Raw genomic sequence first — 21,809 nt, 5'->3', positions numbered from 1 at the left:
TTCCACCGACGCCACATTTCCGCGGCGTGCTCCGGCGCGAGTCCTCGATCCTTCTTTGCTGTCATTCCGGTCCTCTCTCTCTCAACATCCATGATGTTGCATTGACCGGTTGAGACCGCCGGGACCCAGAGAAGCCGCCGCAAGGCGGCTTTTTCCTTGCTGTCGGCGTTCCCCATGGGCCGGCCAAGGACGGGGAAGCCTTTTCGGGGAATGTCCCCCGGCGCGGGCAAGCCCGCGCCTCCTCCTTCACTTCCCCGAAAAGGCTTCCCCGCCCTCGGCCTCCGCCGCGCGCTTTCTTGGAAAAGCGCACGGCGCAGGCCCGGGGTGGGGCAGTCCGTCTCGGCGAAGTAAAGGAGGAGGATCGGGCTTCAGCCCGATCCGGGGGACATTCGCCGAGGCGGGCTGCCCCACCCCGGGCCGGACCATGGGCCGCGCCAAACAGCCATCACCGGTTCGCCACCCGATCCGCATGCTCCTTCACGAACTGCGCGAACCGGTCCAGGAACTTCTGCAGGAATTGCTTCGTGTCCTCGTTGTCGAAGAAGCCGGGCTTGTTCTGCAGGAACATCTCGGGCTGGCCGAGCGTCGGCATGTCGAGATAGGCGAGGATGGTGCGCAGGTGCTGCTGCGCGACGGCAGTCCCGATGGCGCCGACGGAAATGCCGACGATGGCCGCGGGCTTGCCGGCCCACGCACTCTGGCCATAGGGCCGCGAGGCGTGGTCGATCGCGTTCTTCAGCACGCCCGGAACCGAGCGGTTGTATTCGGGGGTGACGAAGAGGACCCCCTGCGCTCCCGCGATCGCGGTCTTCAGCTGCTTCACCGCCTCCGACGGGTTCGCATCGTCGTCCTGGTTGTACAGCGGCAGGTCGCCGATGCCGACCTGCACGAACTCGAACTCCTTCGGAGCGAGCTTCGCCAGCGTGTCCGCGAGCTGGCGGTTGAAGGATTCGCGGCGCAGGCTGCCGACGACGACGGCGATGCGGTAGGTCATCATGGTTCTCCGGTTCTCGAGGGGACCATGTTCCGCGCGCACCGCGCCCCTCGCTGTAGTCGCCGTCCTATTTCCGCGTGTAGATCTGGTCGAAGCTGCCGCCGTCGGCGAAGTGCTCCTTGTCCGCCCTGGCCCAGCCGCCGAACGCCTGGTCGATGGTGAACAGGTTGATCTTCGGGAACTGCTTCGCGTACTTCGCCTGCGCCTTCTGCGACACGGCGGGACGGTAGAAGTTCTTGCCGATGATGTCCTGGCCTTCCTCGGTGTACAGGTACTTGAGGTACTCCTCCGCGACGGCACGCGTGCCCTTGCGGTCGACGTTCCTGTCGACCACGGCCACGGCGGGCTCGGCCAGGATGCTCAGCGAAGGCGCGACCACGTCGAACTTCGTGCCGAACTCCTTCTCCAGCAGGTAGGCCTCGTTCTCCCACGCGACCAGCACGTCGCCCTGGTTGCGCTGGGCGAAGGTGATGGTGGAGCCGCGCGCGCCCGTGTCGAGCACCGGCACGTTGGCGAACAGCTTCGCGACGAATTCCTTCGCCTTCGCGTCGCTGCCGAATTTGCGCTTGCCGAATTCCCAGGCGGCCAGGTAGTTCCAGCGCGCGCCGCCCGACGTCTTCGGGTTGGGCGTGATCACGCTCACGCCGGGCTTGACCAGGTCGTCCCAGTCCTTGATGCCCTTGGGGTTGCCCTGGCGCACGACCAGCACGATCGTGGAGGTATAGGGCGACGCGTTGTGCGGCAGGCGCTTCTGCCAGTCGGCCGCGAGCCAGCCGCCGTGCTTCACCAGCGCGTCGGTGTCGCCGGCCAGGGCGAGCGTGGCGACGTCGGCGTCGAGACCGTCGATGATGGAGCGCGCCTGCTTGCCCGAGCCGCCGTGCGACTGCTTGACGGTGATGTCCTGGCCCGTCTTGCCCTTCCAGTACTTCGCGAAGGCCTGGTTGAACTCGACGTACAGCTCGCGCGTGGGGTCGTAGGAGACGTTGAGCAGCTGCAGCGGCTGCGCGATCGACGGCATGCCGGTGAGGCCCAGCGCGGCCGCGGCGGCGACGGCCAGGGGAATCTTGATAAAGTCGCGGCGAAGGCTCATGGAGCGTCCTTGTTGTTGCTGGGGCGCATTCTGGAAGCCGGCGCTTCGGAAACGAACGACAGAGTTCTTGTTTCCATATCCGCATAAGCTCATCCCAACATCCCACAGGAGCGCGTGAAAGACATGGCACGCACCGTCAACTGCATCAAGCTCGGCCGCGAGGCCGAAGGCCTCGATTTCCCCCCGTACCCCGGCGAACTGGGCAAGCGCATCTACGACAGCGTCAGCAAGGAAGCGTGGCAGCAGTGGCTCAAGCAGCAGACCATGCTGGTGAACGAGAACCGCCTGAACCTCGCCGACCAGCGCGCGCGCGAGTACCTGAAGCGGCAGATGGAAAACCACTTCTTTGGCAGTGGCGCAGACACTGCCGCGGGATACGTCCCGCCATCGCAATAAGGCCATGAGCGAAGCCGTCGACTGGCGCGACGACGGCACGCCGCGCAGCCCGCGCTTCGACGACATCTACCGCACCGCCACCGGGGGGCTCGAACAGGCGCAGCACGTCTTCCTGCAAGGCACCGGCCTGCCCCAGGCCTGGGCCGGGCAGCCGCAATGGCGCGTGCTGGAAACCGGCTTCGGCCTGGGCCTCAACTTCCTCGCGACCTGGCACGCGTGGCGCAGCGACCCGCAACGCCCCGCGCTGCTGCATTTCGCTTCTGTCGAGGCCTGGCCCGTCGCGGCGGCGGACCTGCTGCGGGCGGTGGCGACCTATCCGGCGCTGCAGCCCCTGGCGGAGGAACTGGCGGCGCAGTGGGCCGGGCTCGTCCCCGGCTTCCACCGCTTCGTTTTCGAAGGTGGACGCGTGCTGCTCACCCTGTGCGTCGGCGACGTGGCACCCATGCTGAAGGAGCAGGAGTTCCGCGCCGATGCGGTGTTCCTCGACGGCTTCGAGCCGCTGCACAACCCGCAGATGTGGAGCCTGGACACGCTCAAAGGCGTGACGCGCCTGTGCCGCCGCGGCACCCGCATCGCGACCTGGACGGTCAACGGCCAGGTCCGCCGCGACCTCCGCTCCTGCGGCTGGCAGGTCGACAAGCGCGCCGGCCTGCCGCCCAAGCGCGAGTGCCTCGCCGGGCGCTACGACCCGTCCTGGCCCGTGAAAGGGCTGGACGACGAGGCGCCGCGCGCGGCTGCCGACGCCATCGTGCTCGGTGCCGGCTTGTCCGGCGCCGCGGTGGCGGCCAGCCTGGCACGCCGTGGCTGGTCGGTGCGCGTCCTCGACGCCGCGAGTGCGCCGGCGAGCGGCGCATCGGCGCTGCCTGCGGGCCTGCTGGCGCCCCACCAGTCCCCGGACGACAACCTGCTCTCGCGCCTCTCCCGGGCCGGCGTGCGCGTCACCCTGCAGCAGGCGCAGCAGCGGCTCGCGCGCGGGCTCGAGTGGGAGCGCACCGGCGTCCTCGAGTGGTGCGGCGACGATGCGCGCGCCCTGCCCGCGCTCGGCGAGTCACTGGCGCCCTGGACGCGCGAGGCCACGCCTGCGCAGAAGGACACGGCAGGCGTGGATGCGACGGAGAACGCGTGGTGGCACGAGAACGCTGCCTGGATCGAACCGGCGGCACTGGTGCGCAGCTGGTTGCGCGAGACTGGCGTGCGCTTCGAGGGCGGCAAGCGCGTCGCGCGCATCGTGCCGCTCGGGGATCGCTGGGGGGTGGAAGACGCCAGCGGCACCCGCATCGCTGAAGCGGGCCTCGTGGTCGTCGCGGCGGCCCTCGCCAGCGCGGACCTGCTGCCCGCGCCGCCCGTCCTGAACGCCGTGCGGGGCCAGGTGACCTGGGGACCGCACGGAGAGGACGCCGGCACGCTGCCGCCGTTCCCCGTCAACGGCCATGGCCACTTCCTGCCACGCGTTCCGCTCGTGGACCGCGGGGCGTGGATCACGGGCTCCACCTACGGCCGCGGCGACACCGATACGCGCTTGCGCCCGCAGGACGATGACGAGAACCTGCGCCGCGTCGCCGAGGTCCTGCCCGCCGCGGCGGAAGTGATGCAGGCCGCGGCCGCACGCGGCCAGGTCCGCAGTTGGGCCGGCGTGCGCTGCACGTCCGCGGACCGCCGTCCGCTGGTGGGAGAGATCTCGGCCGGCCTGTGGCTCGCCACGGCCATGGGTTCGCGCGGCCTGACCTTCGCGGCCTTGTGCGGGGAGTTGCTGGCGGCCCGCCTGCACGGCGAGCCGCTGCCGCTGGAGGCGCGCCTCGCGCGCGCGCTCGACCTCAGCCGGCTGGGCCCACCTCGATCCGGCTGAGCCACGCGTCCAGCCGTTCGGGATCCGGCGGGTCCTCCAGCAGCGCGGTGCTGCCGTGCCAGGCTTTCAGGCGTTCCGCCATCGAACGCGCAGCCTTGGTGAGTGCCAGGTGCGGAATGGGCCGGCGGCCGCCGCGCAGGCGCGACAGCAGCGCCCAGGCGTCCATGTCGTCCAGGCCGGCGTCGACGAGCGCCACGTCGTATTGCTTGCTGCGCGCCAGTTCCATGGCGTGCGAGCCGGTTTCGGCTTCGTCGGCCTGCGTGAGGCGCGCCAGCGCCAGCCGCGCCCGCAGGTAGAGCCGTTCGCCCCGGTCGGCGCTGACGATCAGCGCGTGCTTGCGGGCCATGGCGGACTCGGGTTCGGCAGCCGCGGCCGCCGGCTGCGCCGCGCCGGGCTCGAACAACGCGTCCAGGCCGCCGACGATCTCGGGCCAGGCGATGGGCCGCTGGAAGCTGCGCCACACGCCCGCCGGCGCGTTCGGACCGATCCACAGCAGCCGCATGCCCGCGTGCAGCGGCGACTCGGCCTCGACGCGCGCCTCCCAGCTCTGCCCGTCCAGCAAAGCCACGCGTGCCGGTTCGGCCGCCTGCGGAGTCCACAGCTGGTACATGGTGCGGCACTGCTCCGACAGCCGGAACACCGTGTTCAGCATGTGGCGCTCCTCGTCCGAGAAGCCGATCACCTTGACGTAGATCCTCTGGGCCATGTCCCTCGCTTATCCGGCGCCCGGCGAAAACCGCCGGGGAGCTCGCATCCGTCCTCGTGCATAAGCTTATCCGCATAAGGCGCTAACTTAAAAATAGTTTGGATTCATATGGCCCCTCCCTAAAGTCTCGGCTCCGCCTCCCTCCGGAGGCCCCCGTGACGTTCCATGTACCAATACACAGAATTCGACCGGCAATTCGTTCGTGCCCGCGCGGCCCAGTTCCGCGACCAGCTCGAACGCTGGCAGGCCGGCAAGCTCACCGACGAGGAGCTGCGTCCGCTGCGGCTGCAGAACGGCTGGTATATCCAGCGTTACGCCCCCATGGCCCGCATTTCCGTGCCGTACGGCGAGCTTTCGAGCACCCAGCTGCGCGCCCTGGGCACCGTCGCCCGTGAGTACGACCGTCCCGATCCCGCCCTGCTGCAGGAAGCGCAGGAGAAGCAGCTGGCGCTGGGCCCGGTGCCCGTCCCCGGCACCAACCGCCAGGTGGTCACGAACCTGAAGTACGGCTACGGCCACTTCACGACGCGCACCAACGTGCAGTTCAACTGGATCCCGATCACCCGCGCCGCGGACGTGATGGAACTGCTGGCCAACGTGAACATGCACGGCATCCAGACCAGCGGCAATGCCATCCGCAACATCACCACCGAGGAGCTCGCCGGCATCGCGGTCGACGAGATCGCGGACCCGCGTCCGTTCGCGGAAATCCTGCGCCAGTGGGCCGCTCTCCACCCCGAATTCGCCTTCCTGCCCCGCAAGTTCAAGATTGCGCTCAATGGTGCCAAGGAAGACCGGGCGGCGTTGGGTTGGTACGACATCAGCCTGCAGATCCTGCGCAACGAGGCCGGCGAACTGGGCTTCAAGGTGCTGGTCGGCGGCGGCATGGGCCGTACCCCGATCATCGGCACCGTCGTGCGCCCGTTCCTGCCCTGGCAGCACCTCCTGAGCTACCTCGAGGCCTGCATCCGGGTCTACAACACCTACGGCCGCCGCGACAACGTCTGGAAGGCCCGCATCAAGATCCTCGTGAAGGCCGAAGGCCAGGCGTACATCGACAAGGTGGAAGAGGAATTCCGCCAGATCGTCGAGATCGACGGCGCCCCGCACACGATCACGCAGGAAGAGTACGACCGCGTGGCCGCGCAGTTCGTCGCGCCCGAGATCCAGCGCGTCCCGCGCGATGCCGCTTCCGAACGCGTGCACGAGATCATCCGCGCCGACGCGGAAGCCGACCCGCTGTACGACCGCTGGCTGCAGCGCAACGTGCTGCCGCACCGCAACCCGCAGCTGCGCGCGGTGGTGCTGTCGTTCAAGCGCCTGGGCCAGAACCCCGGCGACTGCACGGCCGACCAGTTCGACGCCATCGCGGACCTCGCCGATCGCTTCTCCGCCGGCGAAGCGCGCGTGACGCACGAACAGAACCTGCTGCTGCCCTGGGTGCACCAGGACGACCTGCCGGAGCTGTGGGCCGCGGCCCGCAAGCTGGGCCTCGCGCGCCCCAACATCGGCCTGATCACGGACATGATCGCCTGCCCGGGCGGCGACTTCTGCTCGCTCGCCAACGCGCGTTCGCTGCCCATCGCCGAAGCCATCACCGAGCGCTTCCAGGACCTCGACGAGGAATACGACATCGGCGAGATCGACCTGAACTTCTCGGGTTGCATCAACTCCTGCGGCCACCACCACGCCGGCCACATCGGCATCCTCGGCGTCGACAAGGACGGCAAGGAGTGGTACCAGATCACGCTCGGCGGCTCCAACGGCTCCGACCTGTCCGGCCCCGCCACGCCGGGCAAGATCGTCGGCCCGTCCTTCGCCAAGGAGGAAGTGCCGGGCGTCATCGAAGCGCTGATCGATGCCTACCGCCAGTTGCGGCAGCCCGCCGCGGACGGCAAGTACGAACCCTTCATCGCCACGCTGCGCCGCGTCGGGCACGAGCCGTTCAAGGCCGCCGCCAACGCCGCCCGTTTCGTGGAAAGGGAAATGGCATGACCCGGCGCCTGATCGAGATCCTGCACGCATCCGAAGTGCAGGCTGAAGCGGGCGTGAACGTGCTCGTCGTCGCCAACGATGCCGACGTGACCGAGCTCTCGCTGGACGGCGTGGACCGCATCGAGCTGCACTTCCCCAAGTTCACCGACGGCCGTGCGTTCACGCAGGCCTACCTGCTGCGCCGCCGCCGCAAGTTCACGGGCGACATCCGCGCCACGGGCGACGTGCTGGTCGACCAGCTGGTGCAGATGCAGCGCACGGGTTTCTCCAGCGCGGTGCTGAAGGAAGGCAAGGACGCCGCCGACGCGCAGCGCCAGTTCGACCGCTACGCCGAGTTCTACCAGGCCGACGTGGTGGACGCCGAGCCCCACTTCGCGCGGAGCTGAGATGGGCGCCATCGACCTGAACGCGCGGCCCTCGAAGGACTTCGAGGCCAAGCTGGCCGCGACGCAGAAGCTGCTGGTGCGCGCCGCGTCCGAGCTCGCGCCGCTGAAGCAGGCCTCCAGCCTGGGCGCCGAGGACGTCGTCATCACGCACCTGATCAACAGCCTCGCGCTGGACATCCCGGTGTTCGTGCTGGAGACGGGTGCGCTGCATCCCGAGACGCTGGCGCTGCTGGAACGCACGCAGGCCGCCTCGCGCGCGCCCGTGGAGGTCTACCGCCCCGTGCAGGAGGCCGTCGTCCAGTTCGTCGGCCGCGAAGGCCGGGAAGCGATGTACAGGAGTATCCCGCTGCGCAAGGAGTGCTGCTCCATCCGCAAGCTGGAGCCGCTCGCCCGCGCGCTGGAGGGCCAGAAGGCCTGGATCACGGGCCTGCGCAAGGAGCAGTCGGCCGCGCGCGCCGACGTGCCCGCCATCGACACCACCGAAGCCCGCGCCAAGGTCAACCCGCTGGCCGACTGGACCTGGGGCGACGTCTGGCATTACATCGCCATCAACGCCGTCGACTACAACCCGCTGCACGACCAGTTCTTCCCCAGCATCGGCTGCGCGCCTTGCACGCGGGCGATCAGCCTCGGGGAAGATTTCAGGTCTGGCCGGTGGTGGTGGGAAGACGAAGCTGCAAAGGAATGCGGCCTGCACGTGAAGAAAGAAAAGGTCGCCGCATGAACGCCCGCACGGAACCCCAACTGCTGTCACGCATCTCCAGCGCGCACCTCGACGCGCTGGAAGAGGAAGCGATCTTCATCCTGCGCGAGGTCGCCGGCGCTTTCGAACGTCCGACGCTGCTCTTCTCGGGCGGCAAGGACTCGCTGGTCCTGCTCAAGCTCGCCGAGAAGGCTTTCGGCACGGGCCGCATCCCCTACCCGCTGCTGATGATCGACACGGGCCACAACTTCCGCGAGGTCACGGATTTCCGCGACTTCCGCGCGAAGGAACTGGGCGCCGAACTGATCGTGCGCAGCGTGGAGGACTCGATGAAGCGCGGCACCGTGCGCCTGGCGCGCCCGGACGAGAGCCGCAACGCCCACCAGTCGGTCACGCTGCTGGAAGCCATCGAGGAATTCCGCTTCGACGCCCTGATCGGCGGCGCCCGCCGCGACGAGGAGAAGGCCCGCGCCAAGGAGCGCATCTTTTCCCACCGCGACGGCTTCGGCCAGTGGCAACCCAAGGCGCAGCGCCCGGAGCTCTGGACGCTGTTCAACACGCGCCTGGCCCCCGGCGAGCACTTCCGCGTCTTCCCGATCTCCAACTGGACCGAGCTGGACGTCTGGCAGTACATCGAGCGCGAGGATATCGCCCTGCCGTCGCTGTACTACGCCCACCAGCGCCAGGTGGTGGAGCGCCGCGGCCTGCTGGTGCCGGTGACCGAGATCACCCCGCCGAAAGCCGGCGAGGAAGTCGTCACCCGCACCGTGCGCTTCCGCACCGTGGGCGACATCACCTGCACCTGCCCGGTGGCGAGCCCGGCGGCGAACGCCGCCGAAGTGGTCGCCGAGACGCTGCTGGCCGACGTGAGCGAGCGCGGCGCCACCCGCATGGACGACAAGACGTCCGATGCCTCGATGGAAAAACGCAAGAAGGACGGCTATTTCTGATGACGACCGCCATCCACACCGAACACGACGCCGCCCTGCGTTTCATCACCTGCGGCTCGGTCGACGACGGCAAGAGCACGCTGATCGGCCGCCTGCTCGTGGACAGCCGCGCGGTGCTGCAGGACCAGCTGGCCTCCGTCTCGAAGTCCGGCGAGACCGACCTCGCGCTGCTGACCGACGGCCTCTCGGCCGAGCGCGAACAAGGCATCACGATCGACGTGGCCTACCGGTACTTCGCGACGCCCGCCCGCAAGTTCATCATCGGCGACGCGCCGGGCCACGAGCAGTACACGCGCAACATGGTGACGGCCGCGTCGAGTGCCGATGCCGCCGTGGTGCTGGTCGACGCGACCAAGCTGAAGTGGCAGAACCCCGGCCTGGAGCTGCTGCCCCAGACGCGCCGCCACACGCTGCTGGCGAACCTGCTGCGCGTGCCCACGATCGTGTTCGCGATCAACAAGCTGGACGCGGTGGACGACGCCACCGTGGCGTTCAACAACATCCGCGGCGCGCTGGAGGACTTCACGGAAGCCGCCCGCATCGACGCCCATGCCGTGGTGCCGATCTCGGCCCTCAAGGGCTACAACGTGGTCGAAGCCAAGGCGGGTTGGGCCGGATACCAGGGTCCGTCCCTGCTGGCGCTGCTGGAAAAGCTGGACGTGACCCCCGCGGAGACGACGGAAGCCTTCGCCTTCCCGGTGCAGTGGGTGGAGAAGTTCTCTTCCTCCGCCGACACCTCGCAGGGCCGCCGCGTCTTCTGGGGCCGCGTGGCCACGGGCGAGGTGCAGCCGGGCCAGGAAGTCACCGTGCTGCCGGGCGGGCAGGTCGCCCGGGTGGCCCAGGTGCTGGACCACGTGCGCACGTCCGGGCCGGTGGCCGCGCGGCACAGTGCCGGCATCGTCCTGGACCGCGAGGTGGACGTCTCCCGCGGCGACTGGCTGCTGGCCCCGGCGGCCCTCACGCCCTCGCGCGAGGTCTCCGCCACCGTCGCCTGGCTCGACGACGAACCGCTCGTCGCCGGCCGCGTGTACTGGGCGCTGCACGGCCACCGCTGGGTGAAGGCCAAGGTGAAGCGCATCGTGCACAAGCTGGACGTGAACACCCTGGCCGAACAGGACGCGAACCAGCTGGAACCGAACGGCATCGGCCACGTCGAACTGGCATTGCAGGAGCCGCTGGCCACCCTGCCGTATGCGCGCTCGCGCGCGCTGGGCGCCCTGGTGCTGGTGGACACCGCCAGCCACAAGACCTCCGGCGCCGCGCTCGTTCGTTGATCCTGCTCGGGGTGGGGACACGAAAACCAAATAAAATCGAGGGTTTTCCCCCCATCCCTCGCCACCGCACATGACCCACGTCGTCACCGAACAATGTATCCGCTGCAAGTACACCGACTGCGTTGACGTGTGTCCGGTGGACTGCTTCCGGGAAGGTCCCAACATGCTGGTGATCGACCCCGACGAGTGCATCGACTGCGCGGTCTGCATCCCGGAGTGCCCGGTGAATGCGATCTACGCGGAGGAGGACGTGCCGGCCGACCAGGTGGGCTTCATCAAGCTGAACGTGGAGCTGTCGCACGCGCCCGGCTGGAAGAGCATCACCAAGCGCAAGCCGGCGCTCTCCGACGCCGAGGAATGGAAGGACAAGCCGGGCAAGTTGTCCGAGCTGGTCAAGTAGGGAACCATGAAATCTGAACTGAACGAAGAAGTGATCAAGACCGCCGCCGCGCACGACGGCCCGATCGAGACCGATGCGGTGATCATCGGCGCGGGTCCCGTGGGCCTGTTCCAGGTGTTCGAGCTCGGCCTCCTCGAGATCAAGGCCCACGTCATCGACTCGCTGTCCTATCCCGGCGGCCAGCCCATCGAGCTGTACCCCGACAAGCCGATCTACGACATTCCCGCGATCCCCGTGTGCACGGGCAAGGAACTGACGGACGCGTTGCTGAAGCAGATCGAGCCTTTCGGCGCGACCTTCCACCTGGGCCAGACGGTCACCGTCGTGCAGAAGCAGGACGACGGCCGCTTCTACGTCGAGACCTCCAAGGGCGCCCGCTTCCTCACGAAGACCATCTTCATCGCCGCCGGCGTGGGCGCCTTCGAGCCGCGCACGCTGAAGGTCGACGGCCTCGACAAGTTCGAGGGCTCGCAGCTGTTCTACCGCGTGAGGAACCCGGCCGACTTTGCGGGCAGGAACCTGCTGGTCGTGGGCGGCGGCGACTCCGCGCTGGACTGGGCGCTGAACTTCACCCCCGGCAACGAGGACGGCAACGTCAACAAGGCCGAGAGCGTGATCCTGGTCCACCGCCGCGACGGCTTCCGCGCCGCGCCGGCCTCCGTGGCCCGCATGCACGAGCTGTGCGAGCAGATGGAGATGCAGTTCGTCGTCGGCCAGGTGACCGGCTACGAAGAGAAGGACGGCAAGCTCACGGGTGCCAAGGTGACCGGATCCGACGGCGTGACGCGCGTCGTGCCGGCGGACGTGCTGCTGGTCTTCTTCGGCCTGTCGCCCAAGCTCGGCCCGATCGCCGACTGGGGCCTGGACATCGAGCGCAAGCAGCTGAAGGTGGACACGGAGAAGTTCTCGACCAACGTGCCGGGCATCTTCGCGGTGGGCGACATCAACACCTACCCCGGCAAGAAGAAGCTGATCCTCTCCGGCTTCCATGAATGCGCGCTGGCCGCCTTCGGCGCCGCGCCGATCATCTTCCCGGAAAAGGGCAAGATCCACCTGCAGTACACGACCACCAGCCCCAAGCTGCACAAGGTGCTGGGCGTGGAAACGCCGGTCTTCGACTGATCGGTTCAGGTCCCTGCAAGGTAGGGCCAAAACCCACGCTATAATCTAAGGCTTGTTCCCCGATAGCTCAGTCGGTAGAGCGCCGGACTGTTAATCCGTAGGTCCCTGGTTCGAGCCCAGGTCGGGGAGCCAAAACAGCAAGGGGCCCGCACGTCGTGTGGGCCCCTTTTCTTCGTGGCAAGAGGACGGAGAGCACCATGGCGGGCGGGGGACTGTTCGGCTTTTTCGGCAGGAAGGCCAGCGGGGCGAAGCGGCGGCGCGAGCCCGCCCGTTGCCAGGTCTGCGGCTCCATGGCCCCTTATCTCGCCACCGTGGACTTCAACAAGTCCTGCGCCGAACCCGGCGGGCGCGTCCTGCCGCCCAGCGGCCGGCTCGTGCGCTACCACCTGTGCGATACCTGCGGCTTCTGCTTCGCCCCGGAACTCCAGGCCTGGACGCCCGAGGAATTCGCCAGGAACATCTACAACGCCGAATACACCTTCGTCGATCCGGAGTGGGACGACGTGCGGCCGCGCGGCACGGCGGAGATGCTCGACGGGATCTTTCGCGATGCCAGGGGCGGCCTGCGCCACCTGGACTACGGCGGCGGCTCCGGCCTGATGAGTGCTTCGCTGCGCGAGCGGGGCTGGGACTCGACCAGCTACGACCCGTTCGTGAACACCGACATGCGGGTCGACACGCTGGGGCGCTTCGACCTCGTCACGGCCGTCGAGGTCTTCGAGCACGTGCCGGACGTGAATTCGCTGCTCGACAACCTCACCACCCTGTGCAAGCCCGAAGGGCTGATCCTGTTCAGCACGCTGCTGAACGACGGCGAGGTGGGCCAGGGCCGGCCGCTCAACTGGTGGTACGCCTCCCCGCGCAACGGGCACATCAGCCTCTTCTCGCAGGAGAGCCTGAGACGCTGCTTCGCCGCGCGCGGGATGCAGCTCGGCCGTCCGGCCCCGGGGTGGCATGCCGCGTACCGCGCGGTGCCGCCGTGGGCTCGGCACCTGCCCGGCCTTTCGCAGCGCTAGCGTTTATTCCGGCGCGCGTTCGCATGAACACGCGAGTACTGAGCAATAACGAGTTACCCCTGAGCCGTTCACGCGGTGCTACCTTCCGAGGCTCTTTCACAGGAGAGATGCCATGAAGAAGAAACTGGGAACCGTCCTCATCTCCTTGATCGCCGGCGCGGCGATTGCGCAGGCGCCGCTCGGCACCGTGACCAACGTCAGCGGAGTGGCCACGGTCACCACCGGCACCGCAGGTACCGCGATCACCGTGGGCGCGCCCATCGTCGAAGGCGCGCGCGTGATCACCACCACCACCGGCTCCGTCACTTTCCGCCTCGCGAACGGCTGCGTGATCACCGTGCCGCCGGGGCATGCGATCACCGTGCGTTCCGCCATGAGCTGCCAGCAGCTGCAGGCCGCGATGCAGCCGGTCACCACCGCCGTCACGACGACCACCGCCACCACCTCCGGCACCGTGCCGGCGGGCGTGGGCATCGGCACCCCCTCGGGCGCTGCGGTCGCGGGCTTCGCCGCCCTGCTCGCCGTCGGCGCGATCGCCGCCAACAACGACGACAACAACAACACCCCGATCAGCGGCCGCTGATCGCTGCAGGCATCCCGTCGCCCGCGTGCCGCCTTCAGGGCAGCACGCGGGCGATGCCCATTCCGCCCCATTCGCCGGACGCCAGTTCCTCGGTGCCTCCGGCCGCCCGCAATTCGGCCCACACGCGCGACACGCAGCAGCGGTTCTGCGCGTGCCAGTCCGAATCCACGATGTCGTGCAAGCCCACGAGGCGCGCTCCGCGTGAAGTCGCCAGCGCCACGTCGCCGCGGCACGCGCGGTAGCCGTGCTCGCCGTCGACGAAGGCGGCATCCACCCGCTGCGGCACGCCGCACGCCTGCGTCGCCAGCACGAGCTGCTGGCCGAAACGCGCGCGCGCGTCCTGCGCGGCCTCGTGCCATTCGCGCCTCGCCTCGGGCGCCAGGGTGGTGATGGACAGCGTGCGTCCCGCCTCGCGGAAGCGGCGCGCCATGTGCCACTCCTCGCCGCCCCAGCCGGCACCCACCACCAGCAACTCGCGGACGTCTTCCCGCAGCAGCCGGTCCAGCCACCAGGCGAACTCCTGCGGCTTCTGCTCGAGGCGCGGCCAGGCATGCCCCTCGAAGGGCGCGGGCGCCGCAAGGCCCGCGGGCACCGGCACGCTGCGCATCCCCGCCTTCCACTGGCGGAACGCCGGCTCGCCGCGCTGCTTCCAGAACGCGTCGCGGTACGGCAGGTCGCGCAACTGGTCCATCAGCAGGCAGCCGGTTTCTTCCGCGGCGAAGAGCGTGCCCGGCCAGGCCTCCACGCCGCCGTAGAAGCGCGGCACCTCGCGCCAGTGGCGCCGGAACACGTGCGCGTGCCGCATCCAGAAGAAGGTGCCGCTGTAGTGCCAGGCACCGACGCTCTCGTGGTTGCGGAAGCGGCCGTGGCGGCGGAACAGGCCGGTCATCGCGTGGCGCACCAGGTCCTCGCGCACCCGCACCCAGTCGTCGAGCGTCACCGCGTATTGCACCTCCGCCCAGCGGCGCACCGCCGGCGGCGCCTGCGGCTCGTACTTCACGCCCTTCGCGTGCGCATAGAAGGTGAGCTCGTTGCGCTCGGTGGAGGCCACGCGCTCCATCATCGCGGCGAAGGTGGCGCCCTCGCCGCTCGCATCGTTGGCCACGACGACGAACTCGAAGCCGTGTCCCGCCAGGTGCTCCTGCACCGCCTCGGGCGGATCGGTGCGCTCGTCGCACGCGATGCCGACGATGCGCCGTCCGTTGAAGAGGTCCACGCGCTGCAGCAGTTCGTCGAGGTTCCAGCGCCAGGTGGGACCTCGCACCGGCCACACGTGGTACAGGAGGTTGCGGCGCGGGGGCGCGTCGAAGGGCATGGGTTCGAGGCGCGCGGCGCGCCGGGGCGGTGACGCCACCGTCCGCGCTGCCGGTGGGCGCGCAGGCTGCGGCGCGACGACAGCCGCGGGCGGCAGGCGAGCCGGAGCCGGAGCCGGTGCCGCGGCGCCGGCCGAGGCGATCTCCAGCATGCGCGCGAGCCGGTCGCCGTAACTGTGTCCCGCGAGCCGCGCGGTGCAGGCGGCGCGCAGGTCGGCGAGCCCGGAACGATCGTCCAGCAAGTGCCGCACCTGCCGCACCAGGTCGTCGGGTCCGTCGAACTGCGGGAGCTCGGGAAAGACCTGCGCGATCTCGGCGCGCCGCTCGGACACCACCGCGGCGCCGCAGGCCAGCGCTTCGTAGATGCGCGGATTCATGGCATGCGCCGCGACGCCGCGCGCGTTGAAGTGGTGCTTCTCGCGGAACACGTTCACCACGACCTCGGTCTGGCGATAGAGCTCCGCGGTGCGCAGCGCCGGGACGTTCGCCGCGAGGCACAGGCGCTGCAGCGCGGGCGAGCGCCATGGGCCGCCGACGACGTAGCCGAGCAGGCCGGCATCGGCCAGCGCCGCGAGGCACCGCTCGCGGTTCGGGTTGCCGCCGCCGATGAAGCCGACCCGGTAAGCGCGCGCGCCCTCCCCCGGCCGATACACCTGCGGGTCGTAGGCCATCGGCACGTAGTGCGCGTGGCCGTGCCGGTCCAGCGTGGCCGGATCGTTCGCGAACACGAGGTCGAAGCGCGAGGACCACGAAGCCGTGTCGTCGACTTCGTAAGGCTCGTCGGTGAGCCACACCGCGGTGCGCCAGCGGGCGAAGCGCGCTCCCCACCTCTGGGCGAAGCGGCGCCCGTGCACGACCAGCAGCAGGTCGGGCGCGAAGGCCGCGACCTTCTCCGGCAGCCGGGGATCGTCCCACCGCGCGGCGGCGTGCTCCACCCCGAGCTGCTCCGCGGCATGACGCAGGCCGTCGGCGAACACCTCGCCACAGGAGAGGAAGCGGTAGTTGGCGACGAACACGCGCCGCGCCGGCCGCGCGACCGGGCGCGCCGCCTCGCCGGACGCGAACTCCGCCAGCGATGCGCGCGGCAGCGACTGCAGGCGGCTCGCCGGGCTCAGGTTCTCCAGCGCGACGCCGCGTGCGCGCAGCGCCTCCGCCAGCGCGCCGTACTCGCGGTCGATCTGCGCCAGCCGTCCGGCCAGCGGATGGCGCCCCGTGCGCGCGAAGAAGTGATGGTCCGTGAAGTCGACGCCCAGCAAGCCGATGCGCGCCGCGCCCATGTACGCGGCAAGGCAAGCCGCCACGTAAGGCGAGTTCTGCGTGTAGTGCAGCGCGTGCGCGTCGAGGTCGGTGCCGGCGAAGGTCCCGAGCGGAAAGCGCACCACGGGCGGGTCCACGCGGCCCAGGTCGAGGTGCGTGAACAGCGCCTTCGCGCGGGAGCGCTCCACGTGCCGGAACCGGTCGGAGCGGAACTGCGCGCGGGGATTGACGACGACGAGGTACGTCGGGTCGAAGAGCCGGCCGATGTCGTTGACGCCGATCGTGGTGAAGCGCGCCGCGTCCTGCAGCAGGGCGGCGGATTCCCCGCAACCGCACACCACGACCGACTGGCCGCGCAGGCAGTCGCGATAGGCCGCGAACGTGGCAGTCCGGGGCAGGAGCGCAGCGGCGATGTCCATGTCATTCCCAGGTCGTGGTGCCGTTGAGGACCACCTTCGCGCCGTCCACGCCGGCGCGCCAGCCATCGGTGACGGCCTCGGTGACGCCGTCCACCTTTTCGCTCACCGACTTCCAGGTCGCGTAGGGCTTGCCGGCAATGAGTTGCTTGACGCGTTCCGGTCCTATCCCCGGCAGCCGCATCAGCGCTTCCTTGTGTTCGGTGACGCCGCCCTTGCCGGCCGAGTCGTTGATCGCCAGCACCTTGAGCCGCCGGATCGCCTGTCCCGGCACCGCATAGGCGGCGAGCGAGGACTGGTCGACGACGTTCGCCACCTCGGCGACCACCTTCTCGGTGCCCTTGCGGCCGGGGGTGTCCAGCTCCTGCGCGCGCACGAGCAGGCTGGTGGCGACGTACTGCTCGGCGACCAGCACCTTGCGCTTGTTCTGCAGCACCGGGTCCGGCGCGGGGTCCGGGATCTGCGCCAGGAGCGCGCTCGCCTTGCGGCCGTAGCGCACCTGCACTTCGTAGCGGTACACGCGCTTGGACTTCAGCACCGGGTCGCGCAGCTTGGACTCCACCTGCTGGTCGTGCTGCGCGTTGCCGGTGCGCGAGAGCGGGGTGATGTTGCCCCACACGCTCCCGAGTCCGCCGAGCTGCATGTTCAGCAGGTGGCCGAGGATGTAGTAGCTCGCTCCGGAGGGCGACGACGCCGTGCCGTGCCGCCGCAGGTTGAGGTCCTGGAAGACCTTGTTGTCCACGCTCGGCTTCGTCCCCGGCGACTTCGGCTTGGCCAGCGTCAGCATCACCATGCCGGAACCCCAACCCGCGGGCCCGGGCGTGGCGCCGTACTGCGGCTCGCTGGCGGACGTGCCCACGAAGCACAGGGCGAGCTGCTCGGAGAGCTTCTCCCAGAGCTTCTCCAGCTCCGCGAGCGCCGCGTCGTCCAGCGTCTCGTCGGCCCCCTTCTTCGCCTTGTTGCGCACGGCGTCCATCTGCTTCGCGTAGCCCATGGCCGTGTCGCGCGCCGGGTTCGTCTTGGGCACCGTGGCCACGAAGTCCTCGAACGGCGTGGGATCGCTGGCGACGAAGAGGCGCGCGGCCTTCTTCTCGCCCTGGAAGTACATCTCGTGCTTGTCGCCGCCCGCGGTGAACTTCTTGCGCATGCGCCACCACTGCAGGATGCGTCCCGCCGCGGCCTTGGCGCCCGAGACCAGCGCGCGGCCCGCCTTCTTCGCCTGCTCCACGATCCAGGTGATCACGCGGTCGAGCGCCTTGTCGATCGGCTGGCGCACCTTGTCGATGATCTTCGTGACGGCGTCGCTCACGCGGCCCAGGCCCGCGATGCGGGCGAGGAAGCTGATCACCAGCGTCAGCAGGCCGGCCATGGTCTGCTCCACCCGGGTCGCCGCCGCGCCGATGACGCCGCGGGCGATGGCGTCGATGGAGTCGATCACCGCGGCGGCCACCTGCGCGATCTGCCGCATCCGCTCCACGAAGAACATGATCGTGTTGTAGATGGCGATGACCGCCTGGATGAAGGCGCCCGCCGGGTTCAGCATGGACACGAGCTTGGTGATCGCGGCCATCACCACGTTGTCGCGCACGAAGGTCATCACCTGCTCGATGACGAGGTCCTTCAGGTTGTTGATGCTCTCCAGGATCTTTTCCCAGGCGGCCGCCGGCCCTTCGCGGATCAGCGTGAGCACGATGTCGAAGCCGGTCTCCAGCGCCGCGACCGCCGTCTCGCCGATCGCCTTCACCAGCTTCTGCCGGATGTTCTGCCAGGTGAGCCCGAGCACGCTGAGCACGAACTTCAGGATCTCGCGCAGGTTGAAGGCCTGCGGGATGTAGATGTTCGCGCCGCTCATGGCGCCCGTCAGCCAGCCGACCAGCGCCGCCCGCAGGTGGCCGAGGAAGTTGGCGGAGAACTGGCGCAGGCCCTGCATCGCCGCCCGCACGAGGTTGCCGACGAAGCGGATCGGGTCGCGGATGATGGTGCGCAGGGAACCGGCGGCGCGCCGGATGTAGACCATCACCTGCGGCGCGACCACCTCGAAGATGATCTGCAGCAGGCCCCAGACCTGCTCGCCCGCCCAGGTGACGAAGCGCAGCGCGAAACTGCCGAACACCCCCGCGACTTTCGCGAAGGCGCGCGGCACCAGCACGATGTCGCCGATCGTGAGCGAGCGCAGCGCGTCCAGGAACATCGCCGGCAGCTCGCGCACGAAGCCGAGCACGCCCGACAGCGTGCCCTGGAACCAGGACCACGCGCGCCCGATGGCGTTGCCGCGCTGGATGTTCTGCCAGATCTCTTCCTGGCCGATCAGCTTCATGAAGCCGCCGATCAGGGTCTCCGCGTTGCGCGGCACGGTCTCCCCGGTGATCGGGTTGCGCCCGAGCACGGCGCACAGCAGGTCCCAGCCGCGCGTGTTGGACGCGAGCCGGGCCAGCGGCTGCAGGATCGCGTCCTTCACGAACTGGATGACGCGGTCGACGAGGTTGCCGACGAAGGTGCGGATGCGGTCGATGGGCTCCGTGAAGATGCGCTTGGCCCGGTCCCACACGCCGCCCAGGTCGAAGATGTCGCGCCAGCCGAGCGAGTCCAGGAAGCGCGAGATCGCGTCCTTGATCGTGGACCAGGACAGGCCGAGGCTGGCGATCTGCTGCTCCACCCAGGCACCCGCGCGCTCGAACACGCCGTGGTTGTCCAGCGCCTGCGTGATGAGGGCGCCGCCCGGCATGAACTCGATGACCGCGCGCAGGATGTTGGCCGCGCTGCGCTCGACGCGCCGCATGTTGATCGGGTTCATCCCCAGCACGATGGTGAACATGCGGAAGCCCGGGATCAGGTTCGCCTTGTCGGCGAAGTAGTCGAGCGCGTCCGAGAGGCCCAGGCGCTGCACGTGGCCGGCGGGCTGCGGCGTGAGCGTCAGGTCCGCGCTGCGCTGCACGGGCATGCGGGGCGCGGCGCCCTGCTGCACGGTGTGCGCGAGCTCGTGCGCGATCAGCTCGCGGCCCGCCGCGCTCTCCGGCTGGTACTGCCCTGCGCCGAAGAAGATGTGCTGGCCGGTGGCGAAGGCGCGCGCGCCGAGGCGCCGGCTCGCCGCGGCCGCCTGCGCGTCGACGTGGATGCGCACGGCGCCGAAGTCCGCGCCGAAGCGCGGCTCCATGAAGCGCCGGATCACCGCCGGCAAAGGCTGCCCGCCCGCGGGCCCGCCCGGCAACAGGGACGGAGCGGCCGGGCCCTGCGCCGCGCGCTGGATGACGCCCGGCCCCGCCGAACCCACGCGCGCCGGTCCCATCGCCATCACGGCGCGCGCCGCGGCGGTGGCTTCCCGCTCGCCGGCATCCTCGGGCGACGACACGCGCAAGGGGGCCCGCTGCACCGTCGCCGGCGCGCTGCCCGCGCGGAACGCGGCCGGCAGCGTTTCCGGGGGCGCGAGGGTCCGGGTCATGCGAAAGACAAGGAGGGGCAGGCCAGGCCGGCGCGGGCGTACTCGCGGCGCAGCGCCGCGCCGAGGTCGTGGGCGTGCAGCGCGGCGCCCTGCTCCAGCGCCAGCAGGCTCGCGTGCAGCGCCGCGTTGCGGACCTGCCCGCCGCTCAGCGCGCAGCGGCGCGCGACTTCCTCGAGCGCCGGCTCGTCCACGCCGTGGCCGGCGGGCAGGTGCGCACGCCAGAGGCGATAGCGCGTCACCGCGTCGGGCAGGGGGAACTCCAGCGTCGCATCCATGCGCCGGGCAAAGGCCGGGTCGATGCGCTCGGGCAGGTTCGTTGTCACCACCAGCAGGCCGCCGTGGCGCTCCACGCGCTGCAGCAGGTAGTTGGTCTCGAGGTTCGCGTAGCGGTCGTTCGCGTTCGCCACGGCCGTGCGGCCCGCCATCAGCGCGTCGCCCTCGTCGAGCAGAAGCACGACGTCGAGTTCCTCGGCGGCAGCGAAGACGCGCTCCAGGTTGCGTTCGGTCTCGCCGATGTACTTGCTCACGGTGGCGGCGAGGTCCACGCGATAGAGCGGCCGCCCGAGGGCGGCGGCGAGGTGGCGCGCCGCCAGCGTCTTGCCGGTCCCGCTGGCTCCCTTGAAGAGCGCACGCACCCCGGTGCTGCCCGCATGGCCGAAGGCCGCCGGCAGCAGCTCCGGCAAGGCTTCGCGGTGCCGGCAGCGGGCGACGAGCAGGTCGAACTCCTGCTGCGCGCCGTCGGACAACGCGAGCTCCTCGCTCGCGCCCGGCGGCGGCACGCGGTGCGCGAGGCCTTCGAGCCGGTGGCGGCATTGCGCATCGGCGTGGGCCGCCACTGCCACTGCGCTGCCACCGGCCTGCGCCGCGAGCCGATGGATCCACCCGCGCGGCAGGCGCAGGTCGACGACCGCCTCCTCCGGCTCGCGCGCGAGGGCGAGCTGCCAGTGCCGCTCGCGCTCCAGCCGGTCGGGCAGTGCGAGCTCGATGGAGCAGGCGACGCGGCCTGCCGCCGCTACCGCTGCGTCGCGCGGGACGCGCACGGCCACGGGCGCAGGCAGCCAGGGGAACGCGGGCACGTCCACGCGCTCGCCGGGTGACGGGCTGAAGTCGGCCAGCGGCATCGCGCCGAGCAGCACGGCGCACGCAGCGAGTTCCGCGGGGTCGGTGCCAGGGGATGGACCGAGCAGGCCGAAGCCCGCGCTGCGCGCCAGGGCGCCGGCCAGCGTGCGCCTGCCGCTGCCACTGCCACCCGGCAGCACCCAGCAGACACGCTGCGGCGCGTGCCGGGCCAGCGCCTGTTCGGCGGTTTCCCGCACGTGCGGCGGCAGCACGAGATCGGACCACTGCGGCAGCGCGTCCCGGTCCGTGCACGCTGCCGCGCGGCCCTGCACGGCCTCCCACACGGCGGGCGGAACGCACCAGGTCCGCCAGCGTCCCGCGGCCGCTTCGCGCAGGAAGCCCGCCTCGCGCAGCCGGTGCACGCCCTCGGGCAGCAGGCCTTCGGCATCCCCGAGCAGGCCGGGCGTGGCGCGGCCTTCGTGGCCACCGAGCACGTCCAGCAGGTCGCCGAGCGCGGGATCCTCGTCCGCCGCGGCGCACAGCAACCAGGCATCCACGTCGGACGTGGACAGGTCGAGGGCGCGGCGCAGGCGCGCGAGCGGCAGCTCCGTCGTTCGCGTGTCCCACAGTCGTTCCGACAATTGCCCGAGTCCGGCTTCGAGCGTGCAGCCTTCCAGGCCGGCGGCCGCGGCGCGGTCCAGCCAGCGCTGCGTGGCGGGAAAGCGTGTCGCCAGCGCGTCGAGGGGCGCGACCCGCTGCGTCGCACGCAGCAACAGGGCCAGCACGGCATGCAGCAGCGCGAGGCGCAGGTGGTTGGCCGGCGTCAGCGCGCGCGCGGTGGGGAGCGGGCTGGCGGCGTCCATG

General features: G+C 70.1%; 17 protein-coding genes and 1 tRNA gene. 12 read left to right on the top strand and 6 right to left on the bottom strand.

All coding sequences use genetic code 11. The features are described 5' to 3' along the window. Positions 1-445: 445 nt before the first annotated feature. Together H8N03_RS10910 and H8N03_RS10905 are read right to left on the bottom strand one after the other, a co-directional pair. Complete coding sequence (locus H8N03_RS10910; protein WP_187076189.1) at positions 446-997, bottom strand: NADPH-dependent FMN reductase; 552 nt, start codon at positions 995-997, stop codon at positions 446-448. A gap of 64 nt (positions 998-1,061) precedes the next feature. Then, positions 1,062-2,084 carry a sulfate ABC transporter substrate-binding protein gene (locus H8N03_RS10905; protein WP_187076188.1) on the bottom strand — a complete coding sequence of 341 codons (1,023 nt, stop codon included), beginning with the start codon at positions 2,082-2,084 and terminating at the stop codon, positions 1,062-1,064. Positions 2,085-2,207: 123 nt separating this feature from the next. On the opposite strand from H8N03_RS10905, the gene H8N03_RS10900 reads away from it, so the two are divergent. Both H8N03_RS10900 and mnmC read left to right on the top strand, forming a co-directional pair. Further along, complete coding sequence (locus H8N03_RS10900; protein WP_187076187.1) at positions 2,208-2,480, top strand: oxidative damage protection protein; 273 nt, start codon at positions 2,208-2,210, stop codon at positions 2,478-2,480. A 4-nt stretch (positions 2,481-2,484) separates the two neighbouring features. Continuing rightward, positions 2,485-4,326, top strand: coding sequence for a bifunctional tRNA (5-methylaminomethyl-2-thiouridine)(34)-methyltransferase MnmC2/FAD-dependent 5-carboxymethylaminomethyl-2-thiouridine(34) oxidoreductase MnmC1 (gene mnmC, locus H8N03_RS10895; protein ID WP_187076186.1), 1,842 nt, complete (start codon positions 2,485-2,487; stop codon positions 4,324-4,326). Here the strand turns inward: mnmC and H8N03_RS10890 are convergent. Then, positions 4,295-5,032 carry a response regulator gene (locus tag H8N03_RS10890; protein WP_187076185.1) on the bottom strand — a complete coding sequence of 246 codons (738 nt, stop codon included), beginning with the start codon at positions 5,030-5,032 and terminating at the stop codon, positions 4,295-4,297. The genes mnmC and H8N03_RS10890 overlap by 32 nt on opposite strands. A gap of 165 nt (positions 5,033-5,197) precedes the next feature. On the opposite strand from H8N03_RS10890, the gene H8N03_RS10885 reads away from it, so the two are divergent. The 10 genes from H8N03_RS10885 (at position 5,198) to H8N03_RS10840 (ending at position 13,461) form a co-directional block, all read left to right on the top strand. Continuing rightward, positions 5,198-7,027: a nitrite/sulfite reductase gene (locus tag H8N03_RS10885; protein ID WP_187076184.1), complete on the top strand. Its 1,830-nt coding sequence runs from the start codon at positions 5,198-5,200 to the stop codon at positions 7,025-7,027. Further along, complete coding sequence (locus tag H8N03_RS10880; RefSeq protein ID WP_187076183.1) at positions 7,024-7,413, top strand: DUF934 domain-containing protein; 390 nt, start codon at positions 7,024-7,026, stop codon at positions 7,411-7,413. The genes H8N03_RS10885 and H8N03_RS10880 overlap by 4 nt, the downstream gene beginning before the upstream one ends. Position 7,414: 1 nt before the next feature. After that, entirely contained in the window at positions 7,415-8,137 is a 723-nt protein-coding gene (locus tag H8N03_RS10875) for a phosphoadenylyl-sulfate reductase (protein WP_187076182.1), read from the top strand. After that, entirely contained in the window at positions 8,134-9,066 is a 933-nt protein-coding gene (gene cysD, locus H8N03_RS10870) for a sulfate adenylyltransferase subunit CysD (protein WP_187076181.1), read from the top strand. Before H8N03_RS10875 ends, cysD begins: the two co-directional genes overlap by 4 nt. Then, positions 9,066-10,340, top strand: a complete 1,275-nt coding sequence (locus H8N03_RS10865; protein ID WP_187076180.1) for a sulfate adenylyltransferase subunit 1 — start codon at positions 9,066-9,068, stop codon at positions 10,338-10,340. Before cysD ends, H8N03_RS10865 begins: the two co-directional genes overlap by 1 nt. Positions 10,341-10,410: 70 nt before the next feature. Continuing rightward, positions 10,411-10,740, top strand: coding sequence for a ferredoxin FdxA (fdxA, locus tag H8N03_RS10860; protein ID WP_187076179.1), 330 nt, complete (start codon positions 10,411-10,413; stop codon positions 10,738-10,740). A 6-nt stretch (positions 10,741-10,746) separates the two neighbouring features. Beyond that, positions 10,747-11,862 carry an NAD(P)/FAD-dependent oxidoreductase gene (locus H8N03_RS10855; protein ID WP_187076178.1) on the top strand — a complete coding sequence of 372 codons (1,116 nt, stop codon included), beginning with the start codon at positions 10,747-10,749 and terminating at the stop codon, positions 11,860-11,862. 56 nt (positions 11,863-11,918) lie between these two features. After that, positions 11,919-11,994, top strand: a tRNA-Asn gene (locus H8N03_RS10850). Between the two features lie 158 nt (positions 11,995-12,152). Next, the gene (locus tag H8N03_RS10845; protein WP_187076177.1) at positions 12,153-12,878 is read left to right on the top strand and encodes a class I SAM-dependent methyltransferase; all 726 of its coding nucleotides are present in this window, start codon (positions 12,153-12,155) and stop codon (positions 12,876-12,878) included. Between the two features lie 112 nt (positions 12,879-12,990). Then, on the top strand, positions 12,991-13,461 hold the full coding sequence (locus H8N03_RS10840; RefSeq protein WP_187076176.1) for a FecR family protein: 471 nt from the start codon (positions 12,991-12,993) through the stop codon (positions 13,459-13,461). A gap of 34 nt (positions 13,462-13,495) precedes the next feature. Here the strand turns inward: H8N03_RS10840 and H8N03_RS10835 are convergent, their stop codons facing one another. Genes H8N03_RS10835 through H8N03_RS10825 form a run of 3 tightly spaced genes read right to left on the bottom strand, consistent with a single transcriptional unit; the run spans position 13,496 to position 21,808 of the window. After that, positions 13,496-16,450, bottom strand: a complete 2,955-nt coding sequence (locus H8N03_RS10835; RefSeq protein ID WP_187076175.1) for a CgeB family protein — start codon at positions 16,448-16,450, stop codon at positions 13,496-13,498. Between the two features lies 1 nt (position 16,451). After that, positions 16,452-19,886 carry an eCIS core domain-containing protein gene (locus tag H8N03_RS10830; protein ID WP_187076174.1) on the bottom strand — a complete coding sequence of 1,145 codons (3,435 nt, stop codon included), beginning with the start codon at positions 19,884-19,886 and terminating at the stop codon, positions 16,452-16,454. Then, the gene (locus H8N03_RS10825; protein WP_187076173.1) at positions 19,883-21,808 is read right to left on the bottom strand and encodes an ATP-binding protein; all 1,926 of its coding nucleotides are present in this window, start codon (positions 21,806-21,808) and stop codon (positions 19,883-19,885) included. Before H8N03_RS10825 ends, H8N03_RS10830 begins: the two co-directional genes overlap by 4 nt. Between the last annotated feature and the right edge of the window lies 1 nt (position 21,809).

The sequence above is a fragment of the Ramlibacter cellulosilyticus genome (assembly GCF_014297465.1).
Classification (GTDB): Bacteria; Pseudomonadota; Gammaproteobacteria; order Burkholderiales; family Burkholderiaceae_C; genus Ramlibacter; species Ramlibacter cellulosilyticus.
Note: the sequence above shows the minus strand (reverse complement) of the source record. Positions and strands in the feature narration are given on the sequence as shown.